The organism is Streptomyces odontomachi, assembly GCF_024435355.1.
In the GTDB taxonomy this organism is placed as follows: Bacteria; Actinomycetota; Actinomycetes; order Streptomycetales; family Streptomycetaceae; genus Streptomyces; species Streptomyces odontomachi.
Window position 1 is genome coordinate 262,491 of sequence record NZ_JAMJWG010000001.1, and the last position, 18,601, is coordinate 281,091.

At 71.5% G+C, this 18,601-nt stretch carries 16 protein-coding genes and 1 pseudogene; 9 read left to right on the top strand and 8 right to left on the bottom strand.

Annotated elements, in window-relative coordinates:
• Positions 1–21: 21 nt before the first annotated feature.
• Genes NQO67_RS01055 through NQO67_RS01065 form a run of 3 tightly spaced genes read left to right on the top strand, consistent with a single transcriptional unit; the run spans position 22 to position 2,191 of the window.
• Positions 22–378 (top strand): hypothetical protein, encoded by a 357-nt coding sequence (locus NQO67_RS01055; protein ID WP_255945338.1) that lies wholly within the window; start codon positions 22–24, stop codon positions 376–378.
• A complete protein-coding gene (locus tag NQO67_RS01060; RefSeq protein WP_255945339.1) occupies positions 375–1,535 on the top strand; it encodes a sensor histidine kinase in 1,161 nt (386 codons plus the stop codon). The genes NQO67_RS01055 and NQO67_RS01060 overlap by 4 nt, the downstream gene beginning before the upstream one ends.
• Complete coding sequence (locus NQO67_RS01065) at positions 1,532–2,191, top strand: response regulator (RefSeq protein ID WP_255945340.1); 660 nt, start codon at positions 1,532–1,534, stop codon at positions 2,189–2,191. Before NQO67_RS01060 ends, NQO67_RS01065 begins: the two co-directional genes overlap by 4 nt.
• Positions 2,192–2,680: 489 nt before the next feature.
• Here the strand turns inward: NQO67_RS01065 and NQO67_RS01070 are convergent, their stop codons facing one another.
• Positions 2,681–4,078 (bottom strand): aminotransferase class I/II-fold pyridoxal phosphate-dependent enzyme, encoded by a 1,398-nt coding sequence (locus tag NQO67_RS01070; RefSeq protein ID WP_255945342.1) that lies wholly within the window; start codon positions 4,076–4,078, stop codon positions 2,681–2,683.
• Positions 4,079–4,273: 195 nt separating this feature from the next.
• Between NQO67_RS01070 and NQO67_RS01075 the strand changes: the two genes are divergently transcribed.
• The 6 genes and pseudogenes from NQO67_RS01075 to NQO67_RS01100 all read left to right on the top strand — a co-directional run bounded on the left by NQO67_RS01075 (position 4,274) and on the right by NQO67_RS01100 (position 9,860).
• Positions 4,274–5,263: a substrate-binding domain-containing protein gene (locus tag NQO67_RS01075; RefSeq protein ID WP_255945344.1), complete on the top strand. Its 990-nt coding sequence runs from the start codon at positions 4,274–4,276 to the stop codon at positions 5,261–5,263.
• A 49-nt stretch (positions 5,264–5,312) separates the two neighbouring features.
• Positions 5,313–6,122 (top strand): nitrilase-related carbon-nitrogen hydrolase, encoded by an 810-nt coding sequence (locus NQO67_RS01080; RefSeq protein ID WP_255945346.1) that lies wholly within the window; start codon positions 5,313–5,315, stop codon positions 6,120–6,122.
• On the top strand, positions 6,119–7,087 hold the full coding sequence (locus NQO67_RS01085; protein ID WP_255945348.1) for an ABC transporter substrate-binding protein: 969 nt from the start codon (positions 6,119–6,121) through the stop codon (positions 7,085–7,087). Before NQO67_RS01080 ends, NQO67_RS01085 begins: the two co-directional genes overlap by 4 nt.
• A 38-nt stretch (positions 7,088–7,125) precedes the next feature.
• Positions 7,126–8,160 (top strand): amino acid ABC transporter permease, encoded by a 1,035-nt coding sequence (locus NQO67_RS01090; RefSeq protein ID WP_255945350.1) that lies wholly within the window; start codon positions 7,126–7,128, stop codon positions 8,158–8,160.
• A 65-nt stretch (positions 8,161–8,225) separates the two neighbouring features.
• The gene (locus tag NQO67_RS01095) at positions 8,226–8,975 is read left to right on the top strand and encodes an amino acid ABC transporter ATP-binding protein (protein WP_255946660.1); all 750 of its coding nucleotides are present in this window, start codon (positions 8,226–8,228) and stop codon (positions 8,973–8,975) included.
• Between the two features lie 83 nt (positions 8,976–9,058).
• A pseudogene (locus NQO67_RS01100) lies at positions 9,059–9,860 on the top strand (phosphotransferase).
• A gap of 76 nt (positions 9,861–9,936) precedes the next feature.
• On the opposite strand, the gene NQO67_RS01105 reads toward NQO67_RS01100, so the two are convergent.
• From NQO67_RS01105 to NQO67_RS01135, 7 genes are all read right to left on the bottom strand, one after another.
• The gene (locus tag NQO67_RS01105; protein WP_255945352.1) at positions 9,937–10,947 is read right to left on the bottom strand and encodes a hypothetical protein; all 1,011 of its coding nucleotides are present in this window, start codon (positions 10,945–10,947) and stop codon (positions 9,937–9,939) included.
• 135 nt (positions 10,948–11,082) lie between these two features.
• Positions 11,083–12,138 (bottom strand): glycoside hydrolase family 11 protein, encoded by a 1,056-nt coding sequence (locus NQO67_RS01110; RefSeq protein ID WP_255945354.1) that lies wholly within the window; start codon positions 12,136–12,138, stop codon positions 11,083–11,085.
• Between the two features lie 493 nt (positions 12,139–12,631).
• Positions 12,632–13,228, bottom strand: a complete 597-nt coding sequence (locus tag NQO67_RS01115; RefSeq protein ID WP_255945356.1) for a hypothetical protein — start codon at positions 13,226–13,228, stop codon at positions 12,632–12,634.
• A gap of 345 nt (positions 13,229–13,573) precedes the next feature.
• Complete coding sequence (locus tag NQO67_RS01120) at positions 13,574–13,921, bottom strand: VOC family protein (protein ID WP_255945358.1); 348 nt, start codon at positions 13,919–13,921, stop codon at positions 13,574–13,576.
• A gap of 232 nt (positions 13,922–14,153) precedes the next feature.
• Positions 14,154–15,701: an FAD-dependent oxidoreductase gene (locus tag NQO67_RS01125; protein WP_255945360.1), complete on the bottom strand. Its 1,548-nt coding sequence runs from the start codon at positions 15,699–15,701 to the stop codon at positions 14,154–14,156.
• Between the two features lie 28 nt (positions 15,702–15,729).
• The gene (locus NQO67_RS01130) at positions 15,730–17,127 is read right to left on the bottom strand and encodes an FAD-dependent oxidoreductase (protein ID WP_255945362.1); all 1,398 of its coding nucleotides are present in this window, start codon (positions 17,125–17,127) and stop codon (positions 15,730–15,732) included.
• A complete protein-coding gene (locus tag NQO67_RS01135; protein ID WP_308295606.1) occupies positions 17,124–18,590 on the bottom strand; it encodes an FAD-dependent oxidoreductase in 1,467 nt (488 codons plus the stop codon). Before NQO67_RS01135 ends, NQO67_RS01130 begins: the two co-directional genes overlap by 4 nt.
• Positions 18,591–18,601: the final 11 nt, after the last annotated feature.

Sequence of the window (18,601 nt, forward strand, 5' to 3'; positions counted from 1 at the left end):
GGGCCCGACGAAGGAGTTCCCGTGCGGTTCGTCCGGCAGTTCCCTGCCGCGGTGGCGGCCTACGCGCCCGGCGGCAACGCCACCGACGTGGGTGGAGGAGGGCTGAGGCGCCGGGGCGATGGCCGGACGGGGCTGCGGGACGCCACGGCATCAGGCCCGGAGCTGCGCACGGGCGGTGAGCTCGGACCGGAGGGCAGCGTGCACTTCGGCCCCGAGGGCAGCGTGTACTTCGGTCCCGACGGCAGCGTGTACTCCGTGGGCTTCGGTGTGCTGCCGAGGCTCGTCCTCCTGCGGTTGGCCCGCTGCCGCGGAGACATCGTGCCGCGGGTTTTCCGGCCCGGCTCGGAGATCAACTCCCCGGCTACACTTCCCCGATGATCGACCGCCGACGGATCCTGGAGCTGTGGCGCGGGCTCGATGTCACCGTCCGCGACCTCCCGCTCGGGGTGCTTCTTCTCGTCGCGTCGCTGCTGCCGGGCCTGCGGGGCGACGGAACGGAGGTCGGTGGCCTGCCGACCCGGCCCGTCGACCTGCTCGCCGGTGCGGCGGCCGTCCTCCAGTGCCTCCCGCTCGCCGCACGCAGGCGCTGGCCGCTCGTCTGCCTCGCCCTCGTGTCGCTCGGCTTCGCCCTCGACCAGCTCCGCGGCTACCACCTGTTCGCCGGAAGCGCGCTGCCCATCGCCCTCCTGAGCGCCGGTTCGTACGTGGAGCGCTACCGGCGAGCCGCGCTGGCCGTCGCCTCCGTGGCGTTCGTGGCGTTGGCGGTCGAGCTGCGCCGGCGCAGCAGCTCGGACGAGCCGGTCGCCGAGCTGGTGACCTTCTACCTGGCGCTGGCTCTCGCCTGGGGCATCGGCGCCTGGATGCGCTCGGCGCGCGCCGCGGAGGCCGAGCGGCGCAGCCGGGTCGCCGAGGACGCCCGCAGGGCCGAGCGCACGCGCATCGCCCGCGAACTCCACGACGTGGTGACCCACCACGTGACCGCCATGGTCGTGCAGTCCGAGGCGGCACGGTATCTGACCGCCGCACCCGACCGGCTCGACGAGACCCTGGCCGCCGTCAGCGACACCGGGCGGCGGGCCATCACCGACCTGCGGCACCTGCTCGACCTGCTCAACCCGGATCACGGCACCGGGCAGCCCCGCACGCCGCCGGTCGGCCGGGTGCTCACGCTCGTCGAGCAGACGCGGCTGGCCGGGCAGCCGGTGGACTTCACCGAGGAGGGCACGCCCGCCGCGTCGACCGGCAGCTCCGATCTCGTGGCCTACCGCGTGGTGCAGGAGGCCCTGACCAACGCCCTCAAGTACGATCACGGCGGCAGGACTTCGGTCCTGGTGCGGCACGGCGAGAGCGGGATCACGGTGGAAGTGCACACCGACGGCTCGGGGACCAGGGACGCGTCCGCCGGCGGGAGCGGCCGGGGGCTGGCCGGCCTCAAAGCACGGGTCGACGTCCTGGGCGGCGAGTTCAGCGCCGGACGCGCGCCGGCGAACGGCTTCGTCGTCCGCGCTCGGATACCCGCAGGGAGCAGTTCATGAGTGCGCCGACCCGGGTCCTGATCTGCGACGACCAGGCGATGATCCGTGCCGGTCTCGCGACGATCGTCGACGCCCAACCCGACCTGGAGGTGGCGGGTCAGTGCGGCGACGGCCGGACGGCGGTGCGCCTCGCGGCCGAGCTGAAGCCCGACGTGGTCGTGATGGACGTGCGCATGCCCGTCCTCGACGGCATCGAGGCCACCCGGCTGCTGGCCGCGGCGGATGTCGAACACCCCGTCAAGGTGCTCGTGGTGACGACGTTCAACCTCGACGAGTACGTGTACGAGGCGCTGCGCGCGGGTGCCAGCGGGTTCCTGCTCAAGGACGCGCCGCCCGACCGGCTGCTGCACGCGATCCGTACGGTCGCCCTGGGCCAGGCGCTGCTCGACCCCGACGTGACGCGCCGCCTGGTGGGCCAGTACGCCGCCCGGATCCGCCCCGCCCCGGGCGCTCCACGAGACCTCCCGCTGACGCCCCGCGAACTGGAGGTGCTGCGCCTGATCGCGGACGGCCTCTCGAACAGCGAGATCGCCGCAGAGCTCGTGATCAGCCGCGAGACCGTCAAGACCTTCGTATCCCGCATCCTCACCAAGCTCGGCCTCCGCGATCGCGTGCAGGCGGTCGTCTTCGCCTACCGCCACGGGCTGGTGCCCTGACGTCGCCCCGGTCAGCCGGTGCGAGGCGGGCGCAGGCGGATCCACACGGTGAAGAACGTCGACAGGAGCAGCATGGCGGCTCCGCCCCACAGCTTGAGGTTGATACCGCCGGACCTGGCGATCTCCGCGTGGCGGTGGCGAAGACGCCGAGCAGCGCGGGGGAGCGGTACCGGGCGGCGTCGCCCAGCACGCTTTCCCTGCGTCGCATCTGGCGCATGGTCAAGCTCCGGACCGGCCCGACCAGTTCGTCATCCGGCTTGCGGCCCATCGCCTCACGGAGCAGCAGCCGCAGGAGCGCTCCCGCGTTCCGGTCGCGGATGGAACGGTTCAGCGAAGTGGCGGTGGGACGCAGGAGCACGGCTGCGTCGTATGCGGCGGTCCCGCCCGGCCCCGGTGGGCCGGGGCGGTGGCCGTGCCGTCCTGCGCGTGCGGCGTGCACCGGCCGTCCGCGCCGCGGCCCGGTCCGGCCCGGCCCGGCCCGGTACGCGTTCAGCTGCCGTGGACCGCCCGTGCCGCCCGCGCCAGCAGGTCGGCCGTCGCGTCCAGCGCCGTGCCGTCCTCCGGGAGCCGGCCGGTGGCCACCCGTACGTGCGGCGGCTGCGGGGTGAGGCAGAACCGGCTGCCGGGTGAGACGGTGGTGCCCCGGGCGGCAAGCGTGACCAGGGCGGAGGTCTCGTCCGCGACCGGCACCCACAGCTGGAGCCCGTCCAGGTTCCGGGTGGGGACGCCGTGCACGGCCAGCCGTTCCGCCAGCCCCGTGCGGCGCACCGCGTACCGGTGTGCCGCATCTGCCACCCGCTCGCCGGTCGACGGGTCGCACAGCAGGTGGGCCAGCGTGTCCTGGAGGATGCGGCTGGTCCAGCCGGTGCCGTAGGTGCGCAGCACGCGCACCCGCTCGACGACGTCCTGCGGGCCCCCGATGACCGCGAGCCGCAGATCGGGACCGTACGCCTTGGAGTAGGAGCGCACCACCACGGTGCGCCGGGGCAGCCGGGTGCCCACGCTGTGCGCGGGGTGCCGGGCCAGAGGCCCGATGCCGTCGTCCTCCAACACCACGGTGTTCGGCGATCCCTCCAGCGTCGCGGCGAGTGCGCCGGCCCGCCCGGCGGTCAGCGACCAGCCCTGCGGCGTCTGCGCCCGCGGCTGGTAGAGGAAGAGGGCGGGCCGGTCGACGAGCGCCTCGTCCAGCGACCCGGGCAACGGCCCCTCGTCATCGCAGGCCACCGGAACCGCGCGCACCTCCTGCGCGTCGAGGATGTCCAACAGGCGCGGCGCGGTGGGCTCTTCCACGGCCACCCGGTCCCCGGGGACCAGCAGCGCCTGGCACAGCAGGTGCACGCCCTCGAAGCCGCCGCCGACCGCCAACCACGCTTCGGGCGGGAACGGCCAGGAGTCCTGCACGGCCGCCAGCAGTGCGGGGGTGATGGCGGTGCGGGAGTAGTCATGCAGCCGCGGGGTGCGCGCCCCCGCCGCCAGGGCGGCCTCCAGCGGCGGCAGCAGCGCCGGGTCCGGGGCGGCGACCGCCAGGTCGAGGGTGAGGTGGTCGCCGAAGTCGCCCACCCGCTCGTAGCGCACCGGGTGGGTGATGGCCGGCGGGCCGCTCACCACGCTGCCGCGCCGGCCCTGCGTGGTGATCATGCGATGCCTGCGCAGCACCGACCAGGCGTCGGCGACCGTACCCGGGCTCACACCGAGCCGGGCGGCCAGGGCCCGCACCGTGGGCAGCACCGCGCCCGGGGCCAGCTCGCCGCCCCTGATCAGGTCGGTCATCGTCCCGGCGATGCCCCGCGCGCTCGGGTCGGTCAGCCGTCCGGCCAGCGTCTGTGCCGTCAGCCGGCGCGCGGAGGAGTCCGCGCCGTCGTCCACCGCGTCTTGCGTGTCTGTCACGTCGCTCCCTGTGCCGATCGCGCCGCTGCCGCAGCGTAACCACCGGATCACCCTCGGGGAAAGCTATGTTCAGGAACAAAATCGGTCTTGTACGCCCGTGGGCCTGAACAATAGCCTCCTGATTCTGCGGGGACGTCCTGGTGCTTACGGCACGCTGCCGGACGAACCCCACGAAGTACGACGCAAGGAGCGCACGTGTCCCCACCCGTCATCCGTCTCGGACTACGCGACTGGGACCATCTGGTCCCGCTGGCCTCCGGACGGATCGCAACCCCCGGGTTCACCTTCCGGATCGACGCGCGCGACATCACGCCGGACGTCCTGGCCGAACCCGGCCTCGACGGCGGCGAGACCTCCTTCAGCCGCTACGCACAGGCCCGCGCCGCGGGGGACGACCGGCTCGTCGGCATCCCGGCGTTCGTCATGCGCGGCTTCCGCCACCGCTGCGTGCTGGTGCGTTCCGACAGCACGCTCACCCGGCTCTCCGAGCTGGCCGGCACCAGGATCGGGCTCACCGGCTGGCCCGACTCCGGCAACACCTGGACCCGCGCCCTGCTGCGCGCCGAGGGCGTGCGGCTCGACTCCGTCGACTGGCGGGTGGGCCCGCTCACGGCCGACGAGACCGGCAAGGACCGGCTCGGCAGCCGTCCCCTTCCTGGAAACGTCTCCGTCATGGCCGAGGGCGAGTCGCTCGTCGAGGAACTGGCCGCCGGCCGGCTCGACGCCGTGCTGAGCCCCTTCATGCCCTCCGAACTGTTCACCCGGGACAGCCGTTTCCGGCACCTGCTCGCCGACCACGCCGCCGCCGAGCGCGCCTACTTCGGCCGGCACGGCTTCGTGCCCGGCATCCACCTGGTCACCGTGCGCCGCGAGGTCGTCGAAGCCCATCCGGATCTCGCCGGCGTCCTGCTCACCGCCTTGGAGGAGTCCAAGCGCCGCTGGGTGCAGCGCCGGCGGCTGCTCGCCGACACCTCGCCCTGGCTGCTGCGCGAGCTCACCGAGTCCGCGCTGCTCTTCGGCGACGACTGGATGCCGTACGGCACCGACGGCAACGCGGCCATGATCCGCGCGTTCTGCGAGGAGCTGCACGCCCAGGGCATCTGGCCCGAGCCGATCGACGCCGACGCCCTCTTCCCCGATCCGGCGCTGGCCGCCCCCGGCGCGCCGGCCGCCGCCACCCACTGAACCGCGGGTCCCCGCCCACGGGCAGGACCGCCGAGCACGGAGTACCTCGATGCGCACCGCCGTCGGACAGTTCACCGCAAGCCCCGACTGGAAGGACAACCTCACCGCCTGCCGGGACCTCACCACCGAGGCCGTCCGCGCCGGAGCCGACCTGCTCGTTCTCCCGGAGGGCGTGCTCGCCCGCTTCACCGAGGACCGCCACCGCATCCGCGAGGTGGCCCAGCCGTTGGACGGCCCGTTCGTCACCGAACTGGCGCGCGCCACCGAGGGCGAGGCCATGACCGTCGTCGTCGGTGTCCACGAGCCGTCCGGTGACGGCAGGGTCTTCAACACCCTGGTCGCCCTGCGCGACGGCAGGCTCGTCGCCCGCTACCGCAAGCTGCACCTGTACGACGCGTTCGGCGACCTGGAGTCGGCCAACGTGCGACCCGCCGACGAGCCGCCGGTGCTGCTGGAGGTCGCCGGTACCCGCGTCGGCCTGATGACCTGCTATGACGTCCGCTTCCCCGAGCTCGCCCGGCTGCTGGTCGATGCGGGCGCCGAGTTGCTCGCGTTGCCCGCCGCCTGGGTGCGCGGCCCGGGCAAGGAACGCCACTGGGAGGTCATGATCGCCGCCCGCGCCATGGAGAACACCTGCTGGGTCGCGGCCAGCGGCGAGTGCGGCCCGCGCAACACCGGCCACAGCATGATCGTCGACCCGCTCGGCAACGTCCGAGCCCGTCTGACCAGCACCCCCGGTCTGACCTGGACCGACGCGGACCCCAAGGCCACCGCCGCGGCCCGTGACATCCTCCCCGTCCTGGCGAACCGCCGCTTCGCGGTCAGCCCCACCATCCTCGCCCCCGGAGGACCCCGATGAACCCGTTGCCCCCCGTGCACGCCGCCTTCCGCCGACCGCTCCGCCTCACGGTGGCCGCCGTCTGTGCGCTGGCCTGTCTCGGCCTCGCCGCCTGCGGCAGCAACCCGCCGCAGGCGGAGGGCGCCCGGCAGGACGGCGGGAAGTCCGCCGAGCGACCCGCCCTCAAACAGGACCCCGAGCTGCACGCGATGCTCCCGGCGAAGATCCGTGCGTCGAAGAAGCTGGTCTCGGTCAACAACGGCTCCTTCCCGCCCTACGAGATCGCCGGCTCCGACGGCCACAGCCTCACCGGTGCCTCCGCCGACCTCGCCACCGCCCTCGGCCAGCTCCTGGGGGTGAAGGTCGAGCACGTCACGGCGGACGGGCTGCCCAGCTCGCTGACCGGCATCAAGGCCGGCCGCTACGACCTGGCACTCGGCCCGATCGGCGACTTCGAGGACCGCCAGGTCTCCAACGACTTCGTCGACTGGGTACGCGAGTACGTCGTCTTCGCCGTGCAGAAGGGCAACCCGAAGAAGATCGAGTCGCTGGCGAGCACCTGCGGCAGGCGCATCGCGGTCATGGCGGGCGGCTCCGCCGAGGGCGTCATCAAGCAGCAGGCCAAGGACTGCGCGAAGGCGCGCAAGCCGGCCGTGCAGGTGCAGTCCTACAAGGACCAGCCCGGCTCCATCCTCGCCGTGCGGTCCGGACGCGCCGACGCCTTCTTCTCCTCCCAGGCCCCGCTGACGTACTTCGTCCAGCAGGCCAAGGGCCAGCTCGAACTCGCCGGCACCGGAAAGGGCAACGGCTTCGACGACCTCTACCAGGGCGCCGTCATCCCCAAGGACTCCCCGCTGCGCAAGGTCCTCGTCAAGGCGCTGACGAAGCTCATGGACAACGGCACCTACGCATCGGTCATGAAGAAGTGGGACCTGTCGGACAACATGCTCGACAAGCCCGGAGTCAATCTCGGCGGTCCGGCCTGATCCCGCCCACGCCCCGTCCCGACAGGAGTGAGCCGACCATGGCCGCCGCACCTCCACCGCCCACCCACACCTCCCCCGACGCCGACGCCGATGTCGCGCGGGCCTCCGGCGCCTCCCGAGTTCCCGAAGTCGACGTCGCCGGCGCGGCGCCGGTGCGCCGCCCGCTGCGGTGGCTCGCCGTGGGCGTGCTGGCCGTACTCGCCGCCCAGCTCGGCCATTTCCTGGTCACCAACCCGCACTTCGAGTGGGGGACGGTCGGTGACTACTTCGGCGCGCAGATCATCGGTGCGGGCATCGTCACCACCCTGGAGCTGACCGCCGTCGCCATGGCGATCGGCATCGTCCTCGGTGTCCTCATCGCCGTGGGCCGGATGTCCGACAACCCGGTGCTCAGCGGCGTGTGCGGGGCGTACGTCTGGTTCTTCCGGGGTGTGCCCGTGCTGGTCCAGCTCGTCTTCTGGTACAACCTGTCGGCGCTGCTGCCGCGCATCTCCTTCGGTCTCCCCTTCGGCCCCGAGTTCGCCAGCGGGCAGACGAACACCCTCATCACCCCGCTGCTCGCCGCGATCCTCGGCCTCGGCCTCAACGAGGCCGCCTACATGGCCGAGATCGTCCGCGGCGGCCTGCTCGGCGTCGACCCCGGCCAACGCGAGGCGTCCGCCGCGCTGGGCATGTCGCACGCGCGCACCCTGCGGCGCGTGGTGCTTCCGCAGGCCATGCGCTTCATCGTGCCGCCCACCGGCAGCCAGGTCATCAACATGCTCAAGGCGACATCGCTGGTGAGCGTCATCGCGCTGGCCGACCTGCTCTACACGGTCCAGTCCATCTACAACCGCACCTTCGAGACCATCCCGCTGCTGATCGTGGCATGCCTGTGGTACCTGGTGATGACGTCCGTCCTCTACGTCGGCCAGTCGTTCATCGAACGCCACTACGCGCGCGGCGCCACCCGCAACGCCCCCCAGGGCTTCTGGGACTTCGCACTCTTCCGGCGACGGCGCGCCCCGCGCCGTACCGCGCAGGAGCCGCGGGCCGGTCAGCAGCCGCGGGCCAGTAAGGAGAAGACGCCGTGACGACCCCAGCAGCCACCGGGACTCCCGGGACCACCGCGCCCGGGCCCGCCGAGGGCGACCTGCCGATGATGCTCGCCCGCGGCGTCCGCAAGAGCTTCGGGCCGCTGGAAGTGCTCCGAGGCATCGACATGGAGGTCGCCGCCGGCGAGGTCGTGGTCCTCATGGGCCCCTCCGGCTCCGGCAAGTCGACCTTCCTGCGGTGCATCAACCACCTGGAGACCATGGACGGCGGCTCCATCCACGTCGACGGGCAGCTCATCGGCTACCGCGCCCACCGGGGCCGGGTCCACCACCTGCGGCCCCGTGAGGTGACGCGGCAGCGGCGCGACATCGGCATGGTCTTCCAGCACTTCAACCTCTTCCCGCACCAGACGGTGTTGCAGAACATCGTCGAGGCCCCCGTCGGGGTGCTCAGGCGGCGGCGGGCCGAAGCGCAGGAGCACGCCCGCGAACTGCTGGCCCGGGTGGGCCTTTCGGACAAGGCCTCCGCCTATCCGCGGCAGCTCAGCGGCGGGCAGCAGCAGCGCGTGGCGATCGCCCGGGCACTGGCGATGCGGCCCAGGCTGATGCTCTTCGACGAGCCGACCAGCGCCCTCGACCCGGAACTGGTCGGGGAGGTCCTGGCAACGATGCGCGACCTCGCCGGCGAGGGACTGACCATGATCGTGGTCACCCACGAGGTCGCCTTCGCCAGGGAAGCGGCGGACCGGGTGGTGTTCATGGACGGCGGCGTGGTCCTGGAGGAGGGCCCGCCGAGCCTCCTGGACCACCCGGCGCACGAGCGCACCCGGTCGTTCCTCAAGCGCTTCCTGTGACGGGTCCCGGATGAGAGCGACCCAGGGCGCCGTCCGGCGCCGACCTTGGCCCGCGGGGTCGATCCGGCGGTAGCGTGATCGCCATGACGGCTGATGGCGAGGCGCTGGTCGGCGGCATGGTGAACGTGGGGGCGGTCTTCCGGCGGGGCGCGCTGGTGGAGCGCCCGGCGCCGCACAACGCGCGGGCCCTGCATGCCTTCCTTCTCGCGTTGAAGGAGCACGGCTTCGATGCGGCGCCGGCCCCTGTCGGTCTCACCCCGGACGGTCGTGAGCAGCTGACCTTCATCCCCGGCGAGGTGGCTCTGCCGCCGTTCCCGGACTGGGCGATGACGACGACCGCCCTCGCATCGGTGGGGAGCCTGCTGCGCCGCCTGCACGAGACCAGCGCGGCCGTCGAGGTCGACACGCACGCCGCGTGGCCCCGGGACCTTGCCGACCCGGAGGGCGGAACGATGGTGTGCCACAACGACGTGTGCCCGGAGAACGTCGTCTTCCGCGACGGCCGTGCCGCCGCCCTGATCGATTTCGACCTGGCGGCCCCGGGCCGTCCCCTGTGGGACGTCGCCATGACCGCCCGCTACTGGGTGCCCATGGCCGACCCCGCGTCCGTGGCCACTTCTCACCCCCGCCGGGCTGGATGTGCCGGCACGGCTGCGGATCCTCGCCGACGGCTACGGCCTCTCGTCGCGTGACCGCTCCGAGTTGCCCGGCGTCATCGAGCAGGCCACGGCGGTCTGCCGGGCCTTCGTCGCCGCCCGCGTGGCTGACGGCGACCCCGGCTATCTCCAGGCGCTGGCAGAGCGTGGTGGATGGGAACGCTGGGACCGCATGCAGACCTGGCTGGCGGAGGGACGCGAGACGTTCACGGCCGCCCTGCTGAGCTGACCGGCCCGACGGCGTCGTCGCCTGGACCGGCGACCACGCTTCCGACCTCGATGCCCTGCCGCGCCGGCACCGCGACCTACTGCGCCGCGATCACGCCAGGGCCTCCCGCCACCCGGGGAGCCAGCTCCCTGGCACGCGCGCGTACCGCCCCGACGGCCAGGGCCCCATGGTCCGCAAAGGTGGCGTACCGGGCCTCGAGCCAGTGCTCGTCGGGCTTGGTGTGGTGCTCGCGTTCGGCGTTCCTCGCGCGCGTGAAGTACCCGATGGCGTACTCCTTGTGCTTCCCGCCCTCCGCCAGGCACAGGTCGGCGATCTCGTCGAGGAAGGCGGGGAGGAACCTGGGTGCCGTCGTGGCCAGGTGCTCCAAGGTGTCGTCCGCGGCGGACTTGTGGATGCGAGGGCTGCCCCAAAGGCTCCAGCCGAAGTCGTAGGCCGCCTCCAGGGCCTCCCGCTCCTGACCGGGGTGCGCCGCCATCAGCCGCTCGGGAAACGGGAGTTCGGTGTCCTCGGGAACCCGGATGCCGGTCGCGAACGTGTCCGTGAGCGCCCATTCCTCCTGCGACTCCACGAGTGCGTCCCAGTGCCGTGCGAAGGAGGTCCGCAGGAGGAGCGTCATGGTGTGGTCGTCGGGGTGGACGTAGGTCCGCGCGGTGAGCGCCGTCTCGTCGTCATCCGGTGCGGGCGGGTCTGCTGCCGGCTCGACGCCGGCGTCGTCGAGCGCTTCGCGCCACACGGAGTCGGCCTCGGCGAGGGCCATGGGCACGCGCGTGCCTGCGGTGGCCCAGGCCTCGGCCTGCACGCGCGCCTGCCTGGGGTGCTCGCTCAGCGTCCGCCGCAGCTTGTACAGCCGGCGCACGCCCTGGGTGTCCGCGAGCTGGTGGGGTATCTGCTGAAGCTTCTTGCCGCGTGGGTTGCGGTAGACGACCTGCAAGTCGTCGCACAACTCGGCGGTGTACCCGTCCACTGCGTAGCGCCGGCCCATGATCTGGTGCTCGCTCCCCGTCTCGTCCCCCGCGGCCGTCCGCGCCGTCCGGTCAGGCGCGTCCCCTGCCCTGGCGAGCGTCGCGCGCTCGCGTGCCGGCGCCACACGACGATAACGGAGGCCCGGCAGGGGACCGGGTGGGGGAGAGTCGCCGGGCAACTGGGCGGCTCGCCCCGGGCAGCCGGCGCGATGCCGGCAGGGCACCGCGCCGGAGCACGCGGGGTACGCGGAGTGTGGGGGTTACGCGGCGCTACAGCCGCCGATCGACGGCGCGGTGGTGTTGGAGCTGTTGACGGTGAAGCCGAAGCTGGTCGACTGTCCCGCGCTCAGGGTGCCGTTGTGGCTGGCCGCGGTGACGGTCACCACGTTCCCGCTCCGGCTGGCCGTGCCGTTCCAGACCGAGGTGAGCGTCTGGTCGCTGGCGAACGTCAACGGCACCTTCCAGTTCGTGACGCCGTTGCTGCCCGCGGTGATGGTCACCTCACCGTTGAAGCCGCCGTTCCACGAGGTGGTGGTGGTGTACCTGGCGCTGCACGTGCCGGATCCCGGAGGGGGAGTGGTGCTGCCCCCGTCGTCCGGCGGCGTGGTGCCCCCGTCGCTCAGCGTGATGTTGGAGCTACCGGTGCTCTGGTAGCCCTCGGTGGCCATGATCATGTAGTAGTTGAAGGCGCCCATCGGCATCCCGGCTGCTTCCCAGGCGTCGAAGTGGGTGCCGGTGTTGATGGATCCGCTGGTGCGCGAGCTGTTCCGGACGCTCCAGTACTGCTGGAAGGTCTTGGTGCCTTCCACCGACGGCTGGTTGGTCCGTGTGGACTCGTAGATGGTGTAGGTACCGCCGTCGGCGTTGACCGTGCCGCGCTGCGTGCCGCCCGAGCCGGGGTTGTACGGCCCGTGCGCCTCCACGATGTAGTACTCCACCAGCGGGTTGGCGGTCCACCCGTAGAGCGAGAGGTAGCCGTTGCTGCCCGGGTTGAAGGTGCCGGAATAGGTCACGGTTCTTCGGCTGCCGTTGCTCCAGCCGAGGCCGCCTACCCAGTTGTTGGTGTTGCTCCAGGTGCTGCTGTAGTGGCCGGCGGCGCCCAGCGTCATGGAGACGGAGCCCGGGTCGTCGGTCCAGAAGGAGTAGTAGTACCCGTTGTACGTACCGGTGGCGTTGCTGGTGAGGGTCTGGTCGGCGCGGGCCGTGCCGGGCAGCAGCAGGGTTCCTGCCCCGGCGGCTGCCAGTGCCCCGGCACCGCCGAGAAGCAGTTTCCTGCGGCTGACCTGAGGCAGGTTGGGGCGGGGGGTTTCGCTCATGGGTGTTTCCTCCTCGCGGATGGCACCGTCGGTGACCGTGGGATACGCGAGCACACGCCGGCGTCCCTCGACGAGGCGACGTAGCCGGTCGTGCGCATGCCGTGCATGACCTGAAAACGTGACAAGAGTCGGTCTTGGCGGGGAGGTTGTCAATGTTTCCCGCAATGTTTTCGAAAACCTGTCGATGCCATAGATCGCTGCTGCCCTGGACAGGGAGGGTGTAGACGGAGGTCGAGAGAGGCTGGTCGGAAGGCAGTCGACCTGCCGTTTACGAAAATTTTCGACGCTTCCGACAGGTGCCGCGACAGCGAGGCGGGGGCGACGACACCTGGGCACGCTCACAGCAGTGCGTGCACAGGAAAGGGGCCACCCGGCCCACTGCCGGACAGCCCCTCACGCATTATTCTTGAACGTTATTCCAGGCCCAGTCGCTTTTTCTGCGGCGACTCACCACCCGCTGTCCCACGGCGTCCGGTGCACCGGCCGCAGTCGTTCAGATGGTGGGAGTGTCATCGACGACCTGCTTGTGCGGCTCCATGACGAACTTCCAACCAGCGCTGGGCTCCATGAACTGCGCTCGGGTGGGGTAGATGTCCCAGGCGCGGCGGTCGCGGACACCGTTCGCGCTCTTGCGTCCCCGAGTTGGCTCCTCGAACAGGTCGACCTTGATATCCGGCACCTCGATGACTTCCTCGGCCCAACGCTGAACGAGTCCCGCGCCGAAAGCATTCCGAGCGGCGGAGTAGAGCGACTCCAGCGACTCCGTGCTTCCGTCGGGTACGAAGAGGGCGAGGTTCAGGAGGACGCCGGCGCTCTGGAGGACCTCGATCTCTTCCCCGGTCTCGTCGGCGACCCAGATGCCGCTCTCGTCCTTGTCGTCCGGGAGCACGTGCAGGGTCTCGCCGTAGACCGTCCTCGCGACGAAGGATCCTCCCTCGAAATACTTACCTGCCTTCGTCAGGAAAGCCGGTGCGAAGCAGCCGAGGGGAAGGATTTCCGTATCCGCCGAGACGAACATCTCGTCTTTGGGACCCAACTCCGATACTTCCTCGGCCGTAAGGCGTCGGGCCGTGATTTTCTTGGTGTTCATGCTCTTCCCCTTCTTGGTGCTGCGCCCCGAATTACTTGCAACTCTATCATGAATCGGACTGCTGTCGTTGGGACTTGAGCCCGGACGGAAAAGCATCACCGGGAACAGAAAGGGTTTTATCGCATTTCTTCAAACCTGTGCTTAGCGGTCATCTCGACCGGTGGATTGAAGTGCGCGCGCCACGGCGGACCGAGTAACTGGGGGACGGTGCGACGATGCAGCGATGCGCGAGGTCGATGAGCTGATCACCCCGCTCTCGGACGGCGTTCACCAGCCGCGCAGACCGCGTCCCCGTCGCCCGGCCGCAGACCCGGCCTGACCGGGTCCGCGCCGGCAGGAGGGCCGTCAGCGGTGACTCAGCACGTTGACGACCCGTCCGCTGGGGTCGCGGACGAAGAACCGGCGCACGCCCCACTCCTCGTCCTGCAAGGCGTGAATGATCTCCGCGCCGCTCGCCCGCATGACCGCATAGGCCGCATCCACGTCATCCACCTCGACACTGATGTCGGGGGTGACGGGCGCAGTCCTGTCGCCGGTCATGACGCTGATCTGTGCCGTCGGGCTGGACGGGGACGCGAGCGTCATGATCCAACCGTGGTTCATGACCTCCTCGAAGCCCAGCAGGCCGTAGAACTCCCGGCTCTCCTGCGCGGCCTCCGACCGGATGTTGGGCACGACACGACGAATGGCCATCCACGACTCCAAACAAGAAGGAAGGAATGAGGTCTCTGTCTCCCCAGGAGTACTACGCCACGTCAACCGCCGCACGCGTTTTCGATACGCGTCCTGGATGAGTGAGTCCGAAGTCCGTGCTGGCCGCGACCATGGCCAAGGAAGGGCGCCCCACGCACGATGCCGCACCCTCCCGCGACGGGCAGGTGCGGCATCGTGCGTGGGGCGTGGGCGTGGACCCGAAAAAAGGCGGTCAGGCATCCGCCGGCGGGGGCTCCGTGGCGGCGACGCGCATGTCCGTGCGGTGCGGGGAGGCCGCGACGTTCCGGCCGACGATGCGGCCGGAGACCATCGCCCAGCCGATGTGCAGGCCGTGGTTGAGCAGTTGCAGGCCGCCCTGGCCGGTGGACCCGGCGGCCCACAGGCCGGGCACGGGTGTGCCGTCCTTCCGTACCACGCGCAGCCGGTCGTCGACGCCGAGACCGCCGTCGGCGAGCGTGATGTAGGCGTTCATGGGGCCCAGCGCGTAGAACGGGCCCTGCGTGACCCCGTTACCCAGGTGCTGGCGGCCGTGGTCCTCGTCCTTGCCGTCCAGCACGTTCCGGTTCCACCGGTCCACCGTGGCGCGCAGGGTGGCCGGGTCGAAGCCGATCTCGTCCGCCAGCTCCTCCAGGGTGTCGGCGCGGTGGTACACGTCCGGCCTGTACCGCTTGTAGTCCCGCACGTACGCGTACGCGACGCCCGGGAAGGTGGAGACCGGGTTCGGCCAGGCGGAGAACTTCCGCGCGATCTGCTCGTCGAACACCATGAACCCTGTGTTGCTCCCCGTGGCGGCCACCGCCCGGGCCATCGCCGAGTCCGTGTCCTCGTTCGCCAGGCGGCGCCCCTTGTCGTCCACGAGGATCGCCCCCGCCCGGTACATGGTGACGTTCGGGCCGATCCAGCTGGTCAGCGCACCTCGGATCACGTACGCCAGCAGGTTCTTCGGCAGCCGCTCCACGACGAACCGCAACACCCGGTTCAGCGCCGGGACCGCCGGCAGCATCTTGATCAGGTCCGGTCGTTTCGACGGCGCGAACCGCAGGCCCTCGTACAGGCGATCCATCTGGAGGGTGTACCCGCCGGCCTTCTCTCCCAGGGTGAACCCGTCACCCGTGTTCGCCGGGTTCACCGGCGGGATCCTCGCCGCGTCCTCGCCCACGTGCTTCGCCTTCAGCTCCGTCGAGGCGGAGTAGTCGCCCGTCGTCAGGACCACGCCCCGGCGCCCGAAGTACCGGGCGCCGTTCGCCGCCGCACCGATGATCTCCCCGTCGGTGTTGCACAGCAGCTCGTCCACCCGCACCGACGTGTGGATCTGCACGCCCAGCCGGCGGCACTCCCGCAGCAGCGCGTCCCGGTAGGCCCGCGAGTTCGGCAGCACGTTGTGCATGCGCGGCTTCTCGTACGGCGGCTCCGGCGTGGGGCCCAGGAACTGCACCCCCAGCGACGACAACCACTCCACCGTCGGCCCGGCGTTCTCGGCCAGGATCCGCCGCAACGACTGGTTCTCCCGCGCCTCGTACGGACCGTTCGCCGTCTTCATGTCCGCGACGAACAGTTCGATGCTGTCGTTCACCCCCGCCCGGAACTGGTAGCTCGTGTTCGCCGCTGTGAACGACCCGACGGACAGCGCCGTGGACCCACCCACCTGCGGGCACTTCTCCAGGACGACGACCGACACCCCGCTGCTCGCCGCCGAGATCGCGGCCGCCATGCCGGCACCCCCGGCACCCACGACCAGGACGTCTGCGGTGTGGACCATGATGTTTCTCCTCGTCAGGTTCCGTGGCTCAGATGCCGGCCGGCAGATCGGCCTGCGGGCGGCGCCCGGCGCTCGCGACCCGGGCGGCGCTGCGTCCGGCCCGCCGTCCGGTGATGTAGGCAGGGGCGAGACCACCCGCATACCCGTGGTGGGACAGCCCGCCGATGTCCGCCCCGGCGGCGTGCAGGCCGGGCACGGGGTGGCCGTCGGCGTCCAGGACGCGGGCCTGGTCGTCGACGCGCACGCCGCCGAACGTGAAGGTGATGCTGGGCTGCACCATCAGCGCGTAGAACGGGCCGGTCTGCGGAGCGCGGGCCTGCGCGCACACCGGGTGCCCGCCCGCGAACCCGCCCCCGGCGGAGGCGGCCGAGACGTAGTCCTGGAGGGTCCGTCCCAGGACGGCCGGGTCGATCCCCCAGGCGGCAACCTGCGTGACCAGGTCCTCCAGGGTGTCGCCCTGGGCGTGCAGGGCCCCGTTGTCGACGGCGATCTGGTAGCGGTCCACGACACCCAGCCCGGGGAAGGGCTCATCGGTGCCGACGGTGGCGCGCACCTGGTCGTCGAAGATCAGCACGCCCTTGGCCTGCGGCTGCTGTAGGAGGTCCTGGTTGAGGATCTCGTCGCCCAGGGTCTCGTCGACGAACCGGCGGCCCGCCAGGTTCACCAGGACGGTGTGGTCGGAGTAGTACTGCGAGTTCGGCAGGAAGTCCGCCGGTTCGAAGCTGTTCACGGGGGCTCCGACGAGGTGCCCGTAGAAGGTGCCCATGCCGGTGCTGCCGCCGGCCCCGGCCTGCCGGGCCAGGCGCAGGCCGTCGCCGACACTGCCCGGGTTGGAGCGCAGCAGCAACCGGTCGGCGTTCGGTCCCATCGCACGGGTCAGCTCGTCGCGCGCCCCCTGGAAGCCGCCGCCCGCCAGTACCACCGCCGGGGCCTCGTACCGCACCAGGCCCCGTGCGGTGCGGGCCGACAGGCCGGTGACCGCGCCGTCGTCGTCCTGGAGGACCCGGAGCGCTGCCGTGCCGGTGCGGCACGCGCCACCGCCCGCCTCCACCTGGACCCGGCACCAGGCAAGGATCGCGCGCATGTCCGTGGCGTAGCCGATGCCGAACGTCATGATGTCCGTCTTCGGGGTGTCCGCCACGTGCTCGCCGGTGGCACGTAGCTCCTGTAGACACTCGGCGTAGTCCGCGACGACGGCGCGCCCCAGGGCCTCGTCCCCGAGGGGGACACGGCGACGGTAGGCGTCCAGGTCGGGGGCGGTCCAGAACATGCCAGCCGACAGGGCCGTGGACCCGCCGAACGTGTCCTGCTTCTCCAGGAGCGCCACCCGGGCGCCCTGCCGCGTGGCCGCCACCGCGGCCGAGGACCCGGCGATACCGGACCCCACCACGACGACGTCGAACCTCTCCGTGCGCACGGTGCTCATGCGGTGGCCTCTCCCTGCTCGCTGCTGACCTGGCTCTGCGGCTCGGCACCGGCGAGGGTGGCGCCGAGCAGGTGTCCGAACACCGCGCCCTTGCCGAGCGATGTGCCGGTGATGTAGGTGGCCCCGTGAAAGCCGCCCACGACCTCCCCGACGGCGTACAGGCCGCCGATCGGCTCGCCGTCGACGGTGGTGACCCGAGCGTCCGGGGTGACGGTGACCCCGCAGTAGGTCGTCGTCATCAGGGCCTTGGCCGGGTAGGCGTAGTACGGTGGGGCGTCGAGCGGCGTCAGCTCGCCCACGCCGTTGCACAGGCCCGTGCGACCCTGCTCGTCCGCGGCGTTCCCGGCGACGGCGGCGTTGTACCGCTCGACCGTGGCGACCAGTGCCTCCGGGGTGACGCCGGCCAGGCGGGCGACCTCCTCCACGGTGTCGGCCTCGTGCAGGTGCCCCAGCTCCTGAAGGGTGTCCATGTCCTTGAGCGGGATGCCGCGGTGGGACTGCGCGCGCACCCGCGAGTCGAACACCTGTATGCCGAGCCCGTCGGGCTGGTCCAGGACGGCCCTGCCGAGCGCCTTGTAGTCGATCGACTCGTCCACGAACCGCCTCCCGTCCGCGTTCACGACGATCGCGCCCATGTAGTAGGCGGTCAGCAGCTCGTGGTACTCCTCGCCCGTCTCCGGGTGGGAGCCGTAGGTCGCCGCCACGAACGACATGTCCGCCATCCCCGCGCCCAGCCGCCAGGCCATGCGCAGGCCGTCGCCGGTGTTGCCGCGCCCGCCGTACGGGATGGCTGCCAGCTGCTCCGGCGCGAAGACCTTCAGCAGTTCGGTGCCGCGGCTGAAGCCGCCCGTGGCCAGCACGACGCCGCGGCGCCCGGACAGCTCCACCGGCCCGTCCGGGCCCTGGGCCAGGACGCCCACGACCCGGCCGTCGTCGGTCAGCAGCCGCTGCGCGGCCGTGCCCGTCAGCGTGGTGCCGCCCGCTGCGACGAACGCCGCGTGCAGGGTCGCCAGGACCTCCTTGATCGCGCTGTTGTGCCCGCGTGCGGCCGACATCCCGGAGCTGATCGCCACCTCCCGGAACCGCACCCCGTGGTCCTTCAGGAACCGGTAGGCGATGTGCTGGTGGGCCAGGTAGGCGTCCACCAGGTCCGGGTCGTTCAGGTGCCGGCCGCCCTCCAGCAGGTCGCGCCGGAACAGGGCGTCGGAGTCCTCGATGCCCTCCTCGGCCTGCTCCGGGGTGCCGGAGAAGGCGAACCAGCCGCCGCTCATCGTCGAGGAGCCGCCCAGGGTGGGCTGCTTCTCGACCAGCAGGACGTCAAGGCCTGCCTCGGCGGCCGTGGTCGCGGTGGTCTGCCCGGCGATACCGGAGCCCAGGACCACCAGGTCGTACGCGCTGCGGTGCTGCATGGTGCGGTAGCTCTCCTCATCGGGATCGGTGTACGGGGTCGTGCGCGCGGCCACGGGGCCGGCAG

Coding starts and splice junctions, on each gene's coding strand:
- NQO67_RS01060 (WP_255945339.1), top strand. CDS start 375: ATGATCGACCGCCGACGGATCCTGGAGCTGTGGCGCGGGCTCGATGTC.
- NQO67_RS01065 (WP_255945340.1), top strand. CDS start 1,532: ATGAGTGCGCCGACCCGGGTCCTGATCTGCGACGACCAGGCGATGATC.
- NQO67_RS01080 (WP_255945346.1), top strand. CDS start 5,313: ATGCGCACCGCCGTCGGACAGTTCACCGCAAGCCCCGACTGGAAGGAC.
- NQO67_RS01085 (WP_255945348.1), top strand. CDS start 6,119: ATGAACCCGTTGCCCCCCGTGCACGCCGCCTTCCGCCGACCGCTCCGC.
- NQO67_RS01090 (WP_255945350.1), top strand. CDS start 7,126: ATGGCCGCCGCACCTCCACCGCCCACCCACACCTCCCCCGACGCCGAC.
- NQO67_RS01095 (WP_255946660.1), top strand. CDS start 8,226: ATGATGCTCGCCCGCGGCGTCCGCAAGAGCTTCGGGCCGCTGGAAGTG.
- NQO67_RS01110 (WP_255945354.1), bottom strand. CDS start 12,138: ATGAGCGAAACCCCCCGCCCCAACCTGCCTCAGGTCAGCCGCAGGAAA.
- NQO67_RS01115 (WP_255945356.1), bottom strand. CDS start 13,228: ATGAACACCAAGAAAATCACGGCCCGACGCCTTACGGCCGAGGAAGTA.
- NQO67_RS01120 (WP_255945358.1), bottom strand. CDS start 13,921: ATGGCCATTCGTCGTGTCGTGCCCAACATCCGGTCGGAGGCCGCGCAG.
- NQO67_RS01125 (WP_255945360.1), bottom strand. CDS start 15,701: ATGGTCCACACCGCAGACGTCCTGGTCGTGGGTGCCGGGGGTGCCGGC.
- NQO67_RS01130 (WP_255945362.1), bottom strand. CDS start 17,127: ATGAGCACCGTGCGCACGGAGAGGTTCGACGTCGTCGTGGTGGGGTCC.